This window comes from Streptococcus orisratti DSM 15617 (assembly GCF_000380105.1).
Classification (GTDB): Bacteria; Bacillota; Bacilli; order Lactobacillales; family Streptococcaceae; genus Streptococcus; species Streptococcus orisratti.
This window is the reverse complement of sequence record NZ_KB904452.1, coordinates 45,735-61,392: the sequence shown is the minus strand read 5'-3', so window position 1 is coordinate 61,392 and position 15,658 is coordinate 45,735. Positions and strand designations below refer to the sequence as shown.

Annotated in this window: 12 protein-coding genes, 2 tRNA genes and 2 pseudogenes; 9 read left to right on the top strand and 7 right to left on the bottom strand. The window is 35.7% G+C overall.

Annotated elements, in window-relative coordinates:
- The 3 genes and pseudogenes from A3I7_RS0102320 to A3I7_RS0102310 form a co-directional block, all read left to right on the top strand.
- A pseudogene (locus A3I7_RS0102320) lies at positions 1–202 on the top strand (IS30 family transposase); the annotation flags it as partial.
- Between the two features lie 129 nt (positions 203–331).
- A tRNA-Glu gene (locus A3I7_RS0102315) sits at positions 332–403 on the top strand.
- Positions 404–433: 30 nt separating this feature from the next.
- Positions 434–507 (top strand) — tRNA-Asn (locus tag A3I7_RS0102310).
- Positions 508–659: 152 nt separating this feature from the next.
- Here A3I7_RS0102310 and A3I7_RS0102305 read toward each other — a convergent pair.
- From A3I7_RS0102305 to A3I7_RS0102295, 3 genes are all read right to left on the bottom strand, one after another.
- Positions 660–3,242, bottom strand: coding sequence for a YfhO family protein (locus A3I7_RS0102305; protein WP_018375173.1), 2,583 nt, complete (start codon positions 3,240–3,242; stop codon positions 660–662).
- A gap of 49 nt (positions 3,243–3,291) precedes the next feature.
- Positions 3,292–4,911 carry an ATP-binding cassette domain-containing protein gene (locus A3I7_RS0102300; RefSeq protein WP_018375172.1) on the bottom strand — a complete coding sequence of 540 codons (1,620 nt, stop codon included), beginning with the start codon at positions 4,909–4,911 and terminating at the stop codon, positions 3,292–3,294.
- Positions 4,912–4,989: 78 nt separating this feature from the next.
- Positions 4,990–5,862 carry a YitT family protein gene (locus A3I7_RS0102295; RefSeq protein ID WP_018375171.1) on the bottom strand — a complete coding sequence of 291 codons (873 nt, stop codon included), beginning with the start codon at positions 5,860–5,862 and terminating at the stop codon, positions 4,990–4,992.
- Between the two features lie 395 nt (positions 5,863–6,257).
- Here A3I7_RS0102295 and A3I7_RS0102290 point away from each other — a divergent pair, with 395 nt between their 5' ends.
- Positions 6,258–6,833: a GNAT family N-acetyltransferase gene (locus A3I7_RS0102290; protein ID WP_018375170.1), complete on the top strand. Its 576-nt coding sequence runs from the start codon at positions 6,258–6,260 to the stop codon at positions 6,831–6,833.
- Positions 6,830–7,852, top strand: a complete 1,023-nt coding sequence (gene trpS / locus A3I7_RS0102285) for a tryptophan--tRNA ligase (RefSeq protein ID WP_018375169.1) — start codon at positions 6,830–6,832, stop codon at positions 7,850–7,852. The genes A3I7_RS0102290 and trpS overlap by 4 nt, the downstream gene beginning before the upstream one ends.
- A gap of 152 nt (positions 7,853–8,004) precedes the next feature.
- Here trpS and A3I7_RS14810 read toward each other — a convergent pair.
- Positions 8,005–8,295, bottom strand: a pseudogene (locus A3I7_RS14810) (IS30 family transposase); the annotation flags it as partial.
- Positions 8,296–8,386: 91 nt separating this feature from the next.
- A complete protein-coding gene (locus tag A3I7_RS14805) occupies positions 8,387–8,590 on the bottom strand; it encodes a hypothetical protein (protein ID WP_026217091.1) in 204 nt (67 codons plus the stop codon).
- 316 nt (positions 8,591–8,906) lie between these two features.
- Here A3I7_RS14805 and guaB point away from each other — a divergent pair, with 316 nt between their 5' ends.
- Positions 8,907–10,388, top strand: a complete 1,482-nt coding sequence (gene guaB, locus A3I7_RS0102270) for an IMP dehydrogenase (protein ID WP_018375168.1) — start codon at positions 8,907–8,909, stop codon at positions 10,386–10,388.
- A gap of 167 nt (positions 10,389–10,555) precedes the next feature.
- On the opposite strand, the gene recF is transcribed toward guaB, so the two are convergent.
- The gene (gene recF / locus A3I7_RS0102265; protein WP_018375167.1) at positions 10,556–11,668 is read right to left on the bottom strand and encodes a DNA replication/repair protein RecF; all 1,113 of its coding nucleotides are present in this window, start codon (positions 11,666–11,668) and stop codon (positions 10,556–10,558) included.
- A 2-nt stretch (positions 11,669–11,670) separates the two neighbouring features.
- A complete protein-coding gene (yaaA, locus tag A3I7_RS0102260; RefSeq protein ID WP_018375166.1) occupies positions 11,671–12,063 on the bottom strand; it encodes a S4 domain-containing protein YaaA in 393 nt (130 codons plus the stop codon).
- Between the two features lie 84 nt (positions 12,064–12,147).
- Between yaaA and yfmF the strand changes: the two genes are divergently transcribed.
- The 3 genes from yfmF to A3I7_RS0102245 are packed head-to-tail and all read left to right on the top strand — an operon-like array spanning position 12,148 to position 15,658.
- Positions 12,148–13,392, top strand: coding sequence for an EF-P 5-aminopentanol modification-associated protein YfmF (yfmF, locus tag A3I7_RS0102255; RefSeq protein ID WP_018375165.1), 1,245 nt, complete (start codon positions 12,148–12,150; stop codon positions 13,390–13,392).
- The gene (gene yfmH, locus A3I7_RS0102250; protein ID WP_026217090.1) at positions 13,393–14,679 is read left to right on the top strand and encodes an EF-P 5-aminopentanol modification-associated protein YfmH; all 1,287 of its coding nucleotides are present in this window, start codon (positions 13,393–13,395) and stop codon (positions 14,677–14,679) included.
- Positions 14,680–14,737: 58 nt separating this feature from the next.
- Positions 14,738–15,658 (top strand): helix-turn-helix domain-containing protein, encoded by a 921-nt coding sequence (locus A3I7_RS0102245; protein ID WP_018375163.1) that lies wholly within the window; start codon positions 14,738–14,740, stop codon positions 15,656–15,658.

The window sequence follows — 15,658 nt, the reverse complement described above, 5'->3', positions numbered from 1 at the left end:
CCATCCTTATGCTTCTCATGAAAGAGGAACAAATGAAAATTTCAATGGTCTCTTGAGAGAGTTTCTCCCAAAAGGTGTCTCTCTTAACTCACTAACGACAGAAGAACTCAATCACTACGTCTCTGCTATCAATGACAGACCTAGACGACTTCACAAGTATAAAACCGCAAATATTTTGTTTGGGCTAGCCCAAACAGCTTAACCTCTGGAACTCTAGTTATCAATGAACTTGTTGCACTTGACTTGACAAGTGGGGGAAAAAATTTTTAAAAAAAGTATTGACAGTAGTGTTATTTTTAGGTAGAATAGTCTTTGTTCTGTTAGTGAATATGGTCCGTTGGTCAAGGGGTTAAGACACCGCCTTTTCACGGCGGTAACACGGGTTCGAATCCCGTACGGACTATAAATTACTGCCTAGCAGTTTTTTTCTTTATCCGGCATAGCTCAGTTGGTAGTAGCGCATGACTGTTAATCATGATGTCGCAAGTTCGAGTCTTGCTGCCGGAGTGATAAGACACTATCCTAAGTTTTCTTAGGATTTTTATTTTTTCCTAAAATATACATCACCGTTAATAATGGAAATACAAGACTCCCCTTTCTCATTGATAAGAAGGGGAGCCTTGTATTTCCATTAAATTTTTTTCTCAACGTAGAATCATTCAAATTCGAATAACTTTTCTTTTCATAGTTCTTGAGTATAATACAAAACTTATGAGGCCTATAATTGACAGGATTGTTCCTTCTTTTAAACCATTTGGAACAAAACTCAGAGTAACTTCTCCCTTGCCTTTTTGCACATCAACCTTCATAAAACCACCTTGTGCTCTGGAAATTTTTATTTTCTTTCCACTTTGGCTCGCGTGCCAACCTTTATCGTAAGGTAGAGTGAATAGTATAGAGCTGTCTTTTGTAGCTGAATATTTGGTGATTACTTTATTCCCTTGCGTTTTAACGCTAACGTTTTGACTAGAGAGAGCTTCTGCAGCTTTTTGAAAGCTCTCAATATTTAGTTCATAAAAATTCGGACTATTAAAAGATACCTGACTATTCTCTGGAAAAACAAAAGTTATATCAATTGTCTGTCCAGCCTTAAAATAGCCTATGTCAAAAAAGCTGTAGGCATTATCTGTTGTATAAAGTGATGTTCTTCCAGATACTGTAATTTGGACATCTTCCCTATTATCATTTGTGAATGTTATGTTCGGCATGCTGACATAAAGTTGAGTATCTCTGGGAATGCTAACTCTATACGTTATGTTAGCGTCCCCAGTGTTTTGATTATTAGTTGTAACTCTACCATTGAGTGAACTACCTCCAGTTACAATTTGAGAATTCAGACGATAAAAATAGTGTTCCGATAAACCCGTTATTTTATTGATAAAATTTGTTTGATTATCAAGAGTATTAACTGTAAAATTGACATCGCTGTAAACGTCATTTGTCAATAAAGCCATCTGAGCTGAATATTGGTTCTGGTACAAGGAAGTTGCTCCTACCGTCTTTTGTAAATTAAAACCAAATTTATTAATAGGGGTCTCTGACAGATTATACTTAATTGCAAATAAACTATCCATTAGAATTGTATTATTTTGATAACGAAGATTAAGATTTGTACCCGAAGATTTAAACCCTAGTCGATCTAAGACGCTACTTGAAGTTGTATTTCTAATGGAAGAAAATTGGGAAATGCCATTATAGTTGTATTTCATGCTATCATTTCCTGTTTGTGCCAATACACGTTCCATACGATAAAAAGTCGTATTACTCTCTTGCGTATATTTGACAAGACTGTCAATGTCCGATAAATTTCTCTCATATCCTTCTCTGGTTGGAAATACCCATTCTGAACCTAAAGCACTAATTTGATAATAGGTATTTAATGAAACTTCAAATATTGTAAAGATAAGTGTAAAGCTTACAAAAATTATTTTAGGCAACTGATGTTTGCAGTAACTTACCAATAAAATAAGATAAGCAATCAAAAAAATCGCTGTCAATATAAACTGTGTATCTGTTAAAAAATCATATTGCTTTCTGAAGATAAAAGTCAGCAAATAACCTAGTCCCAGAAGTCCTAAAGGATAAAAAAACTGTGTCAACTTAATATTATCCAATTGCGTCAAAGTTTCCGCTGCTAATAAAATTATAATTGTTGATAACACCCAAGCATAGCGATGTAAAAACATATTTGGGGCATGTATTCCTTGCCACAACAGATCCAAAGGTTGTAAATAAAAGCTTGACAGAATAAAAGCGATCAAAATACCATAAGCCAAGCGCACCTGCCACCTTACTGTCTTTAACGTAAAAAATACTAAAGCTAAAATAAGAGGTAAAATCCCTACTGAAATCATAGGAATTGCACCAAATTTTGTTGTATCATAGGCTCCTATGAAATTTTTAGCAAAGAAATCTAGGTACCAGCTATCTTCTGTAAAGATTTTTGTTATCTTAGTTAATTCTTCACCATGTGTAGATAAGTCTAAAAAGGTCGGTAGTAGCATAATACTACTTGATAAACCTGATAATATTGACACAATTGTAAAGTTAATTGTTTTCCGAAAAATTACTTTCCATGACCAGTCCACTTGTAATTGTACTAAAAAATATAGTGTCAAAAAGATGGTAGCCATAAATCCAAAATAATAGTTTTGGATAAAAAGCAAAGTTAGGCAGATGTAGTAAAGGACAAATTTTTGCTGATTTAGTAAACGATTCAAACCCAATAATATCAGAGGAATTAAAACAAACACATCTAACCACATATTAATTTCAATTTGGCTTATTGTAAAACTCATTAACGCATAGGACGTTGATAAAACTAATATGAATGGCTTGATGATTTTCGAATACATTTTACTAAGACTATAATAAGTTGACAACCCTATCAACCCAACCTTGATTAACGTAAAGATGTAAATGGCGTCTGGCATACTTTTTAAATCAAAGAAGTAAACTAACGGTGACAAAAAACTTCCGAGATAATAGCTAATTAAAGCATAGAAATTCAAGCCTAGCCCACTTGTAAAGGTGTAAAAAATACTATCTGAACCATGCAAAATATTTCGGAGGTTCTGCGCAAAAATAACATACTGATGAAAACCATCGCTGGCTAAAATCGTCCGTTCACTATTCCAATAGATATTCTGCGATAGAAATACCAAAAAAAGGATGACCACAGGTACCATAAAGCTTAGCAAAAACACTATAATCGTTTGATATTTTTTTAATAAAGTAGTCATTGTAGTCTCCTCGTTACTGTAAAAATAAAAGGCGCTAACGCCTTTTATTTTATTTCCAAAGTTCTTTAACTTTAGATTGCACTTCCTCATTTTCAAGAAATTCATCATAGGTTTCGTCAATTCGATCAATCACACCATTTTTCGAAATGACAACAATGTGATTTGCAATTGTTTGAATAAACTCATGATCATGGCTGGCAAAAATAACAGATTCCTTAAAATCTTTGATGCCATCATTCAAACTTGAAATAGATTCCAAATCCAAGTGGTTGGTTGGATCATCCAAAATCAGAACATTTGATTTTAGGAGCATAAGTTTTGAGAGCATCACGCGCACTTTCTCACCACCTGATAAAACGTTGACAGACTTGTTAACTTCATCTCCTGAAAAGAGCATACGCCCTAAGAAACCACGAAGAAATGTATCATCATCTTCACCTTTCTCAGCAAATTGGCGAAGCCACTCTAAAATAGATTCTCCAGAAGCGAAGTCTTTTGTATTATCCTTGGGTAAGTAAGAACGACTAGTTGTCACACCCCATTTGATAGTACCTTCATAATCAATATCATCCATCAATGCCCGCATAAGTGCTGTCGTCTGAATATCGTTTTGTCCGATGATTGCAGCCTTATCACCTGGACGTAAAATGAAACTAATATTGTCAATAACGGTTTCACCATCAATTTTCACCGAAAGATTTTCAACTGTTACAAAGTCATTTCCCATCTCACGCTCTGCTTTAAAGTTAATAAATGGGTATTTACGACTAGAAGGAACAATCTCTTCCAATTCAATTTTATCAAGCATTTTCTTACGAGAGGTTGCTTGCTTAGATTTAGAAGCATTCGCAGAAAAGCGAGCAATAAAATCCTGTAATTCTTTGATTTTTTCCTCTGCCTTGGCATTACGATCGGCTTGCAGACGTGCAGCTAATTCTGAAGACTGCTTCCAGAAATCATAGTTACCAACATAGAGTTTAATTTTACCAAAATCAAGGTCAGCCATATGAGTGCACACTTTATTTAAAAAGTGACGGTCGTGGGATACAACAATTACAGTATTCTCGAAATCAATCAAGAAATCTTCTAACCAAGAAATAGACTGAATATCCAAACCATTGGTCGGCTCATCAAGAAGAAGAACATCAGGTTTACCAAAAAGCGCTTTAGCAAGAAGAACCTTTACCTTATCACCGTTGGCCAGTTCACTCATATTTTGATAATGAAGTTCTTCTGGAATATTCAAATTTTGGAGTAGTTGTGAAGCCTCGCTTTCAGCTTCCCAGCCACCTAGCTCTGCAAATTCTCCCTCCAATTCTGCAGCACGCACACCATCTTCGTCTGAAAAATCAGCTTTCATATAAATAGCATCTTTTTCTTTCATGATATTATAAAGACGCTCATTTCCCATAATAACAACATCGATGGCTCTTTCTTCTTCATAGTCAAAATGATTTTGACGAAGAACAGATAGGCGCTCGTCTGGACCGAGTGAAATGTGACCTGTTGATGGTTCAATGTCCCCTGCTAATATTTTAAGAAAAGTTGATTTACCTGCACCATTGGCACCAATTAACCCATAAGTGTTCCCTGCTGTAAACTTGATATTAACATCATCAAATAATTTTCTATCACTGAAACGCAGTGACACATCTGAAACTGTAAGCAATTCTAATACCTCACCTTATTTATCTATGCTTCATTTTACATGAAAAGCCCCCTTTTTTCAACATAAAGGAGGCTTATTTTACATAGGTAACAAAATATCTTTTTCATCTAATTGATAACGCTTCGTTAAACTAAATCCTCTACCCATAACGTGCGTTGCTGGCATAACAACAATAAAAGCAGTTTCATCAATTTTTAAAATATGCCTTTCAAGTCTGGGAACTTCTTGAATAGAAACCGTCGTCATTAACATCGTATGACTTTTGCCTGTAAAGCCTCCTTTTACTGGAATTTCTGTCATACCGCGGTCAGCCTGATTAGCAATATATTTTTTTATCTCCTCAGTAGCTTTGGAAATAATCATAACATTCCGTGAAGATGATAAACCAGTTTGCATACTATTAACAACATAGCTAATGACAAAAAGAGCAAGAATTGAATACATGACAGTGTCTATATCAAAGGCAACAAGTCCCATAGCAACACTAAAACCATCAACAACGGCCATCGCCACAGCAAGGGGTAGTGGTGTGTATTTATGTAGAATTTGAGTGATAATTCCGGTTCCTCCCGTAGAAGAGTTTCCCCAGAAAACCAATCCCAAACCCAAGCCAACAACTACACCACCAAAAATGGCCGCTAATAAAGCATTATTAGTAATAGTCGGTAAATCTTCTGTAAACTTCACAAAAAACGAATAGATCCACGAACCGTAAATGGTCTTTAAGAAGCTTTCTCTTCCCAAAAATAGAAAACACAACAAAAGTAAGGGAACATTAGTAAACATGACAAAATTACCAGGATTCCATCCTAATAATTTTTGCAAACTGACAGCCAGCCCTACAACACCACCAGAAGCAATATTATTCGCTAAAAACATGCTATTAAAGCCAACAGCGGCAACAAAAGAGCCTAGCGTTACCAGACTAAAATCAATAACTCTCTTTTTCATTTTCCCCTCATTTCTTATAAAAACAAGATTTATTATGGCAAAGGAAGTCGATTTCGTCAAGTTATTTGTTAGTGCTTTCAAAGAAACTTGACAAAGATGAAAATTTATCATAAAATGAAGCCATATTCAGAAAGAGTAATTTCAAGATGTGTTCAGAAAACTAGCGGTTGCTGTGAGCTAGAGGCATCTTTTTATGAAATGGGCTGATGTTCCACGTGAAACAAACACATAAGTTTCAGGTTTAGCACCCCTTATCGTGCCTTAAAGATGACAAAAGTGTAAACCATGTGTAAACACACCTGTCAACTGAGGTGGTACCGCGTATTATTGACATTACGCCCTCACGTAAATCTACTACGTGGGGACTTTTTTATTTTTATCAATAGGAAATAGACATGAAAAATATCTATCAAAAATTAGACAAGCATCGTATCATTCAGACAAAACGATTACTACTTCGTCCAGTGACTCTGACAGATGCTAAAGCAATGTATTCCTATGCCTCTGACGAAGAAAACGTCCGCTGGACATTTCCTCCTAATCGCTCATTGGAGGAAACAGAGAATATCATCGCATCTATCTACCTAGCTTCACCACTTGGGCGTTGGGGAATTGAACTAACATCGTCAAATGAATTTATCGGAACGATTGATTTGATGAATATCAACGAAGAACTTGGGACTGCTACGGTTGGCTATACTCTGAATAAAAAATATTGGAATCAAGGTTATGCATCGGAGGTCTTGGTAGCAATTATCAAAATTTTCTTTGAACGTTTAGAAATGAATTGTCTCATTGCTGAGCATGTCAAAGAAAATCTAGCTTCTGGTCGGGTCATGCAAAAATCGGGCATGACTTTAATTGCTGAAGAACCTTATTCCAAAAAAGATTGGAAGAATCCTAATCTTTTCATGTCAGTCAAACGCTACGCCATTACTAAAGAACATTATTTTAAGGAGAAAAACAAATGACTAAACCAATTATCTTAACAGGAGATCGTCCAACAGGAAAACTGCACTTGGGACACTATGTAGGCAGCCTCAAAAATCGTGTCATTTTACAAAACGAGGGTAAATACGACATGTTCGTTTTCCTAGCAGATCAGCAGGCTTTGACTGATCATGCCAAGGAATCTGAAATCATTAAGGAATCTATTGGAAATGTTGCCTTGGATTATTTATCTGTGGGCCTTGATCCTACTAAATCTACCATTTTTATCCAAAGCCAAATTCCTGAATTAGCGGAATTGACCATGTATTATATGAATCTTGTTTCACTTGCTCGCCTTGAACGTAATCCCACTGTCAAGACAGAAATTGCTCAAAAAGGGTTTGGTGAATCTATTCCAACAGGCTTCCTAGTTTATCCAATTTCTCAAGCGGCAGACATTACAGCCTTCAAGGCTAATTTTGTACCAGTTGGAAACGATCAAAAACCTATGATTGAGCAAACACGTGAAATCGCACGTAGTTTCAATCATACATATAAATGCAATGTCTTGGTCGAACCTGAAGGAATTTATCCTGAAAATGAAGCTGCTGGACGCTTACCTGGGCTTGATGGTAATGCTAAAATGTCTAAATCGCTTGGCAATGGTATTTTCCTATCAGATGACGCAGATACAGTCCGTAAAAAAGTTATGAGCATGTACACTGACCCAAACCACATTCGTGTTGAAGATCCAGGACAACTTGAAGGAAATATGGTCTTCCACTACCTTGATATCTTTGGTCGCGAGGAAGATGCAGCTACTATTGCTGAGATGAAAGAACACTATCAGCGGGGAGGACTGGGAGATGTCAAAACTAAACGTTATCTCCTTGATATTCTTGAACGTGAATTGGCACCAATCCGCGAGCGTCGTTTAGAGTACGCTAAAGACATGGGAGAAGTTTTCAACATGCTGAAAAAAGGTAGTAAACACGCTCAATCAGTTGCAGCCCAAACGCTCTCAGAAGTGAAAGCAGCTATGGGAATTAACTATTTCTAAAATTCAAAACTAGAATGTTATGCCACATTCTAGTTTTTTTCAAAAAGCGAATGAATTTTCTGAAAAATCGTTTTTATATCTCCTAATCGTCAAATTAAGTTAGACTTTCGGTATAATTCAGGAAAACTTGATAAGGTGTTTAATACTTCAAAAACTTTTTTGGAATCCGTCTGTTTGGGAAGTCTATGTTGCCTCAATAGGCTGTTAAAGTATTCATTCAAACCTCGTTGTCTAGGACAATCTGGATTCACAAAGAAAATATCGATGTCATGTGTATTTAAAATGGACTTTCAGTTAGAAAATTCTTTCCCGCAATCAAAGGTTATCGACTTAAAGAGGTGGTTGGAAAATTGGGACAGCTACTGATTGATGGAAACTTCAATATCACTGGCTTTACGTCCATTTGTTTTCAGTATGATGATGCCTTTCTCTTGCCTTTCCAAGGTAAATCCTTCTTGTCAAACTCCCCACAATCATCTAGACGTTAGAGAGTCCTCATGGAACAAGGAATCCTATCAGGATAGGTTGCCTTTATCACATCCAGACTCCAATTTTGTTCCAAATGAGTTTGAATAAAGTCTTTTTCTGATGGTGTAAGACTTGTTTTAATCCGACTACAGCGTTTTCATTAGCTTTGTAGTAGTCGTAAGCAGAATGTCCCTCTTTGAGAAAGTTGACTACATTGTAGATGGTCTGCTTTGACCATCCCAGTGATACCACAATATCAATAAATTTCACGCCCTTTTGGTAGTAAATCTCTATCTTAATTTGCTCAGTTATGGTAAGTAATATGATGGTAGCCCATAGATTTCTCCCGTGTTCTGCTCAGTGTGGTTACTTACAGTTTACACGAGTTTGAACTCTATGAGTTTTTTGTTGCATTATATTTTACAATTTATTAATGGAAAAACACGAACGTCTCTCTAATAAAGGTGATAGCACTAAAAAATAATGTATAGGGAGTTGACAAATGATTTTAGCGTGATATTATAGTAACAATAAAAATAGACTGGGTGTTTTATCCCATCAAAACAATAGAAAAGAGGACTAACTAATGTCAAATTGGGACACTAAATTTTTGAAAAAAGGTTACACTTTTGACGATGTACTACTTATTCCAGCCGAAAGTCATGTACTTCCTAACGAAGTCAACATGCAGACAAAACTCGCTAAAAATTTGACATTAAACATTCCGATTATAACAGCTGCCATGGATACCGTTACTGATAGCAAGATGGCTATCGCCATTGCACGTGCTGGAGGACTGGGAGTTGTTCATAAAAACATGTCTATTCTTGAACAGGCTGAAGAAATTCGCAAGGTAAAACGTTCGGAAAACGGAGTTATTATTGATCCGTTCTTCTTGACACCTGAACAATCTGTTTCTGAGGCTGAAGAACTCATGCAACGTTACCGTATTAGCGGTGTCCCAATTGTTGAAACGCTTGAAAATCGTAAACTTGTTGGTATTATTACCAACCGTGATATGCGTTTTATCAGTGATTACCATACTCCAATTGCTGATCACATGACCAGCGAGGAATTGGTTACTGCTCCTGTCGGAACAGATCTCGAAACCGCTGAACGCATCCTACATGAACATCGTATTGAAAAATTACCGTTAGTTGATGAAAACGGACGTTTGTCTGGTCTAATCACTATCAAAGATATTGAAAAAGTGATTGAATTCCCTAACGCAGCTAAAGATGAATTTGGTCGTTTACTAGTAGCCGGGGCTGTTGGCGTTACTTCTGATACCTTTGAACGTGCTAAAGCTCTCTTTGATGCTGGTGCTGATGCTATCGTTATTGATACAGCACACGGTCACTCAGCTGGAGTTCTTCGTAAAATCGCTGAAATCCGCGCTACCTTCCCAGATAAAACTTTGATTGCTGGAAATATTGCTACTGCTGAGGGAGCTCGTGCTCTTTATGAAGCTGGGGTGGATGTTGTTAAAGTTGGTATCGGACCTGGTTCAATCTGTACAACACGTGTTGTTGCAGGGGTAGGTGTTCCACAAGTTACTGCCATTTATGATGCTGCTGGAGTTGCTCGTGAATATGGTAAAACAATCATCGCTGATGGTGGAATCAAGTATTCAGGTGATATTGTCAAAGCTCTTGCTGCTGGAGGTAATGCTGTTATGCTTGGATCCATGTTTGCAGGTACTGATGAAGCTCCCGGTGAGACTGAAATCTTCCAAGGGCGTAAATACAAATCCTATCGTGGTATGGGATCAATTGCGGCTATGAAGAAGGGATCAAGTGATCGTTACTTCCAAGGATCTGTCAATGAAGCCAACAAGCTTGTCCCAGAAGGAATTGAAGGGCGTGTCGCTTATAAAGGATCTGCCGCAGATATCGTCTTCCAAATGATTGGTGGAATCCGTTCAGGTATGGGATATTGTGGTGCTGGAACACTCGAAGAACTTCGTGATAATGCACAATTTGTTGAAATGTCTGGTGCTGGATTAAAAGAGAGCCATCCACATGATGTTCAAATCACAAATGAAGCTCCAAATTACTCTGTTCACTAATTATAAAAAAGGCTGAGGCAGTTGCCTCAGTTTTTGTTTACACAACTGTAAACTTATATTGTCATCGTTGTAATTGTCAGTTGACAATATAAAAGATCAGCATCTTTATGCCAATCTTTTATTTCATTATCTTAAAGATGAGCTACAGGTATGATATTGGGAAGAAATCAATCGTTGGAGGTTGTTCTTTCATCTGTAAGAATATCTCCTTGCTCTATCACAAAAATATTAAGATTATCTGGTAATTGTGATAAATGGTCTAAGCTTGTGGTCGTAATAAAGGTTTGAACATGCTCCTTAATTCCCTCCAAAAGCTTTGTTTGCCTGTAATTATCTAACTCACTCATGACATCATCAAGTAGCAAAATTGGATAGTCTCCTGTAACTGATTTAATGAGTTCTATTTCAGCTAATTTCAAAGATAGGATAAGACTACGATGTTGTCCTTGACTACCAAAATCAGCATTCACATTATTGATGAAAAATTCTAAATCATCTCTATGAGGACCTACTCCTGTATTCTTCTTAAGAATATCACGTCGATGGTTTCTTCTTAATTGTTGTAAAAATTCCTTCCGAATATCTTGCCGGTCTAAGAAAGTCACTGAAGAGAGGTATTTTATTGTCAAGTGCTCTAACCCATTAGAAATACTAGCATGGTGCTTATCTGCTTCTTTTTCCAACTGAATAATAAAATCTAAACGATGTTCCATGACACGGCTACCATAATCTGATAATTGGTCATCTAGTACCGCTAGAAAATCACTGTCAACCTTCTCGGCTGTTTTAAGATAAGTATTACGCTGCTTTAATACATGATTATAATTAGATAAATCAGATAAATAAAGAGGTTTAATCTGTCCCAAGTCAATATCAAGAAATTTACGACGTAAACTCGGAGCTCCTTTTATCAATTGTAGATCTTCGGGTGCAAAAAGAACAACCGTCATGGTACCAATATAATCCGATAGTTTTGCCTGTTTCAGATGGTTTATTTCAGTAACACGCCCTTTTTCTGATAAAGAAATACTGAGATCAACATTTCCACTTGCCCGTGACAACTTTCCAGAAATTGTGAGATTATTTTCAGAAAAATGAATTAAATCTCTATCCGAACGTGTTCTATGACTTCTTGTTAGCGATAAAAAATAGATAGACTCTAAAAAATTGGTCTTCCCTTGAGCATTTTTTCCAATAAAGATATTTAATCCTGGAGAAAAAGTTGCTGAAATATTCTTATAGTTTCGATAATTGTTTAATCTTATTTCCTTAATCCACATGCTTAGATTCCTGGAAAGCGAACAGGCTTACATTTAGTTTTGTTTTTCTGTTTTGACAACGGAATTTTGGGGCGCTTCGCTTTTTGTTTCTTCTTATTCTCATGATTCATCTGCTTAACAATTTTAGCAATGCGTTCTTTTTCAGCTAGTTTTTCTGAATGCTCTAACTTTTCTGATTCAGTAGGCTCCATAATCCTGATGTCAATATTGTGTTCGGGTAATGTAATAACATCTCCAATACGAATCTTCTTTCCACGACGAGTCTCAACTTCTCCGTTAAAGAGAACTGTGGTCTCTAATAAAAAACTCTTAATTGCTCCACCACTTTGAATAATTCCTTGTTCCTTTAAAAGAGCCTGCAAAGTAATGTAATCATCAAACAGTTTAAATTCCATCATATCTCTCCATTTTTTGTTTCAAGTAATTATACCATATTCGTGGTATAATTAGAGAATTAAGTCTTTAATAAAGGAAAAATCATGAAAATTGCTCAAGGTGTCAACCTTCATTTAATAAAAACGAAACAGTTTAAAACCAACCACATTACTTTTCGCTTTTCAGGTGATTTAACAAAAAGAACAATTGCCAAACGAGTTCTAGCTGCTCAAATGCTTGCAACTGTAAATGCTAGTTATCCTACCGCAAGGCTGTTTCGCCAAAGACTCGCTGCACTTTACGGAGCAAATTTGTCAACTAAAGTGTCAACCAAAGGACTTGTTCATATTGTTGATATTGACATTAGTTTTATTCGTGATGAATTTACTTTTAATGGAGAAGAGATACTTCAAAACATTATTATATTTCTAAAAGAATGTTTATTTTCACCACTTGCAGCCACCGCTCAATACCAACCAAAGATCTTTGATCTTGAGAAAAAAAATCTGATCAATTATCTTGAAGTTGATAAAGAAGATAGTTTTTACAGTAGCCACCTAGCCCTTAAAACATTATTTTTTGACAATCCAAGTTTACAGGTTTCGAAATATGGACAAGTTGATTTAGTTCAAGCTGAGAATTCCTATACTGCTTATCAGGAATTTCAACACATGTTAAACCAAGATCAGATTGATATTTTTGTTCTTGGTGATTTTGATGATTATAAAGTTGTTCGTCTGATTCATCAATTTCCTTTTGAGAACCGCTTGAAACCATTGAATTTTATTTACCAACAAGACTACAAGAATATCATCACTGAAGTTATTGAAAAACGTTCAGTCAATCAGTCAGTCCTTCAGTTGGCTTACCACAACCCAATTTCTTATCATGATGAAGATTATTTTGCACTTCTTGTCTTTAATGGTTTATTTGGTAACTTTCCTCATTCAAAACTATTTACTGAAATCAGGGAAAAAGAGGGCTTAGCTTACACGATTAACAGTCAAATCAATAGTTTAACGGGTTTACTCAATGTTTACGCTGGTATTGACAAAAAGAATCGAGATAAAACTTTAAAACTCATCAATAAGCAATTATCAGATATTAAATTGGGACGATTTTCAAGTACACTCGTTAAGCAAACAAAGAAAATGCTGATTACAAATAGGCAAGCAATATTGGATTCTCCCAAAGCTACTATTGAAAAAGTTTATAACAGTAAGTACTTAAAAGAAAACCCTGATATTGACAACTGGGTAAATCATATTAACCAAGTTAGTAAAGAGGATATTATAAGAGTAGCTGGTAAAATTAAATTGCAGGTTTTTTATTTCTTAGAAGGAGAGTAAGTGATGAGACTGACAGAAGACAACTTCAGTACAATAGAAGAGCATTTTTTCTCTATAACTCTAGAAAATGGATTAAAAGTTATCCTCGTTCCGAAGCAAAATTTTAGAGAAACTGTCTGTATGTTGACAGTTGGTTTCGGTTCCCTTGACAACTCATTTACAACAGAAACAGGGGAAATTTTTTCTTATCCTGAGGGTGTTGCTCACTTTTTAGAACACAAAGTTTTTGAAATGGAAAATAATAAAGATGCTGCTATCCAATTCACAAATCTTGGAGCAGATCTGAATGCCTTTACTAGCTTTGATCGTACAGCTTATTTCTTTTCATCAACAAGTGATTTTGATGAGGCTCTTAGTTTACTACAGACATTTGTGGTATCACCACATTTTACCTATGACTCGGTTGAAAAAGAAAAAGATATTATTAGGCAAGAAATTGATATGTATCAAGACGATCCCGAATATCAGCTCTATCAGGGAATTCTTGAAAATCTATATCCAGAAACTGTTCTCGCCAAAGATATTGCCGGAAATAAAGATAGTATTAATCGTATTACGCTAAGAGATTTAAAGGAGAATCACCATTTCTTTTATCACCCCAAAAATATGACACTTCTAATTGTTGGTGACATCAATAAAGATGAGATTATTCAAAAAATCATTAAAGATCAAGAAAAACTGTCTTTTCCTAATTTCCAACTTCCTATTAGAAATCAGATTGTCCATAACCCTGTCATTAAAACGAGAACTGTCCAAATGGATGTCGCTTTACCAAAATTAGCGGTTGCTTACCGTGGTAGACATTTTAAAACTAAGCAATCACTTTTAAAGCAAAAAATTGCACTTCGTTTACTGCTTGCCATGCTGCTTGGCTGGACTTCAAATAGCTACCAAGATTGGTATGATGCTGGCCAAATTGATGATTCTTTTGATATTGAAATCGAAGTGAATTCAGATTTTCAATTTATTATTTTAAGTTCAGATACTTTTGAACCAATTGCATTATCAAATAAAATCCGACAACTAATAAAAAGACGCAACAAAATCGAAGATATTTCTGAAGAACATCTTCAGCTTATAAAAAAAGAAATGTACGGTGATTTCATTAAAAGTTTAGATAGTACAGAACATCTTGCTAATCAATTTATGTCTTATTTAACTGAAAAGGAATCTTATTTTGATATTCCTGATATTTTAAGACAGCTAACCTTTACTGAGGTAATAGAAATCGGGAATGCTTTTTTTGACGCAGCTGAAGTTACTGATTTTACAATTGTTCCAAAATAATCGAAAAATTCCCACATTTTTGTTATAATAGAGTTGATTATATAAAAAAGGAAGAGTCATGAGTGAAATAAATATGGGTGATCTCCTGAGGGAGGCACGGGTCCAGAAAAAATTAAGTTTAGAAGATATTGAGAAACAAACAAAAATTCCACAACACTACTTACTTGCTATGGAATTAGATCAATTTAATATTCTTCCACAGGAAAAATTGGATCCTTATTTGAAAGACTATACTGCTGCTGTTGGTCTAAATCTTGCCGATTTAATGACCTCGCAGCAAGAACCAGAAGAAAAACTAAATACACAAGAAGAGAAGATTGACACTGTTATTTTACCAAAAACTCATGAGTTTGAAATACCGGAAAAAGATGAATCAATAAGGACTTTGGAAATATCTCCAAGTACTTCTCCGATAACTTCAACTCGAAGTAGCCGATATCGCACAAAAGAATCTAGACCATCTTATCTTCCTATTATTTCCCTTTGCTTTGCAACATTAGCTGTCCTATCTTTTGTTTTTTATACTGTCTGGCAACAGACCAAGCAAAGTAACCAGACAAAAACTTCAGATTACTCTGTTGTAAGCAGTACATCTAGTCAAGTTTCAGAAGAATCATCAAGTACTTCTGAAACACCTATTTCAAGCAGCGAAAATCAAACAACGCTTACTACAACAGGTAGCGGAGATAGTCTATCAGTCAACGTGGAAAATGCTAATAATGATGTTGAGATTTCAATTAGCCTTGCTGGAGCTGAAAGTAGCTGGGTATCAGTGACAAATTCAGAAGCTGGCGATGGGGGTACCTTGTTGACCTCAAATGATAACAACTTAACAACTAAACTTCTCTCAGGAACAACTTCATCTGTAATAACTTTGGGAGTAACTGCTGGTGTCACTGTCACAATCAATGGTCAAGCTGTTGATTTATCAAATTTGGCATCAACTTCTGTCAGCTACATAACGCTTAATATCAAGTAG

What these genes read in the sequence shown, in the direction of transcription:
- A3I7_RS0102305 (WP_018375173.1), bottom strand. Translation starts at nt 3,242, where the DNA reads ATGACTACTTTATTAAAAAAATATCAAACGATTATAGTGTTTTTGCTA.
- A3I7_RS0102295 (WP_018375171.1), bottom strand. Translation starts at nt 5,862, where the DNA reads ATGAAAAAGAGAGTTATTGATTTTAGTCTGGTAACGCTAGGCTCTTTT.
- A3I7_RS0102290 (WP_018375170.1), top strand. Translation starts at nt 6,258, where the DNA reads ATGAAAAATATCTATCAAAAATTAGACAAGCATCGTATCATTCAGACA.
- trpS (WP_018375169.1), top strand. Translation starts at nt 6,830, where the DNA reads ATGACTAAACCAATTATCTTAACAGGAGATCGTCCAACAGGAAAACTG.
- guaB (WP_018375168.1), top strand. Translation starts at nt 8,907, where the DNA reads ATGTCAAATTGGGACACTAAATTTTTGAAAAAAGGTTACACTTTTGAC.
- recF (WP_018375167.1), bottom strand. Translation starts at nt 11,668, where the DNA reads ATGTGGATTAAGGAAATAAGATTAAACAATTATCGAAACTATAAGAAT.
- yaaA (WP_018375166.1), bottom strand. Translation starts at nt 12,063, where the DNA reads ATGGAATTTAAACTGTTTGATGATTACATTACTTTGCAGGCTCTTTTA.
- yfmF (WP_018375165.1), top strand. Translation starts at nt 12,148, where the DNA reads ATGAAAATTGCTCAAGGTGTCAACCTTCATTTAATAAAAACGAAACAG.
- A3I7_RS0102245 (WP_018375163.1), top strand. Translation starts at nt 14,738, where the DNA reads ATGAGTGAAATAAATATGGGTGATCTCCTGAGGGAGGCACGGGTCCAG.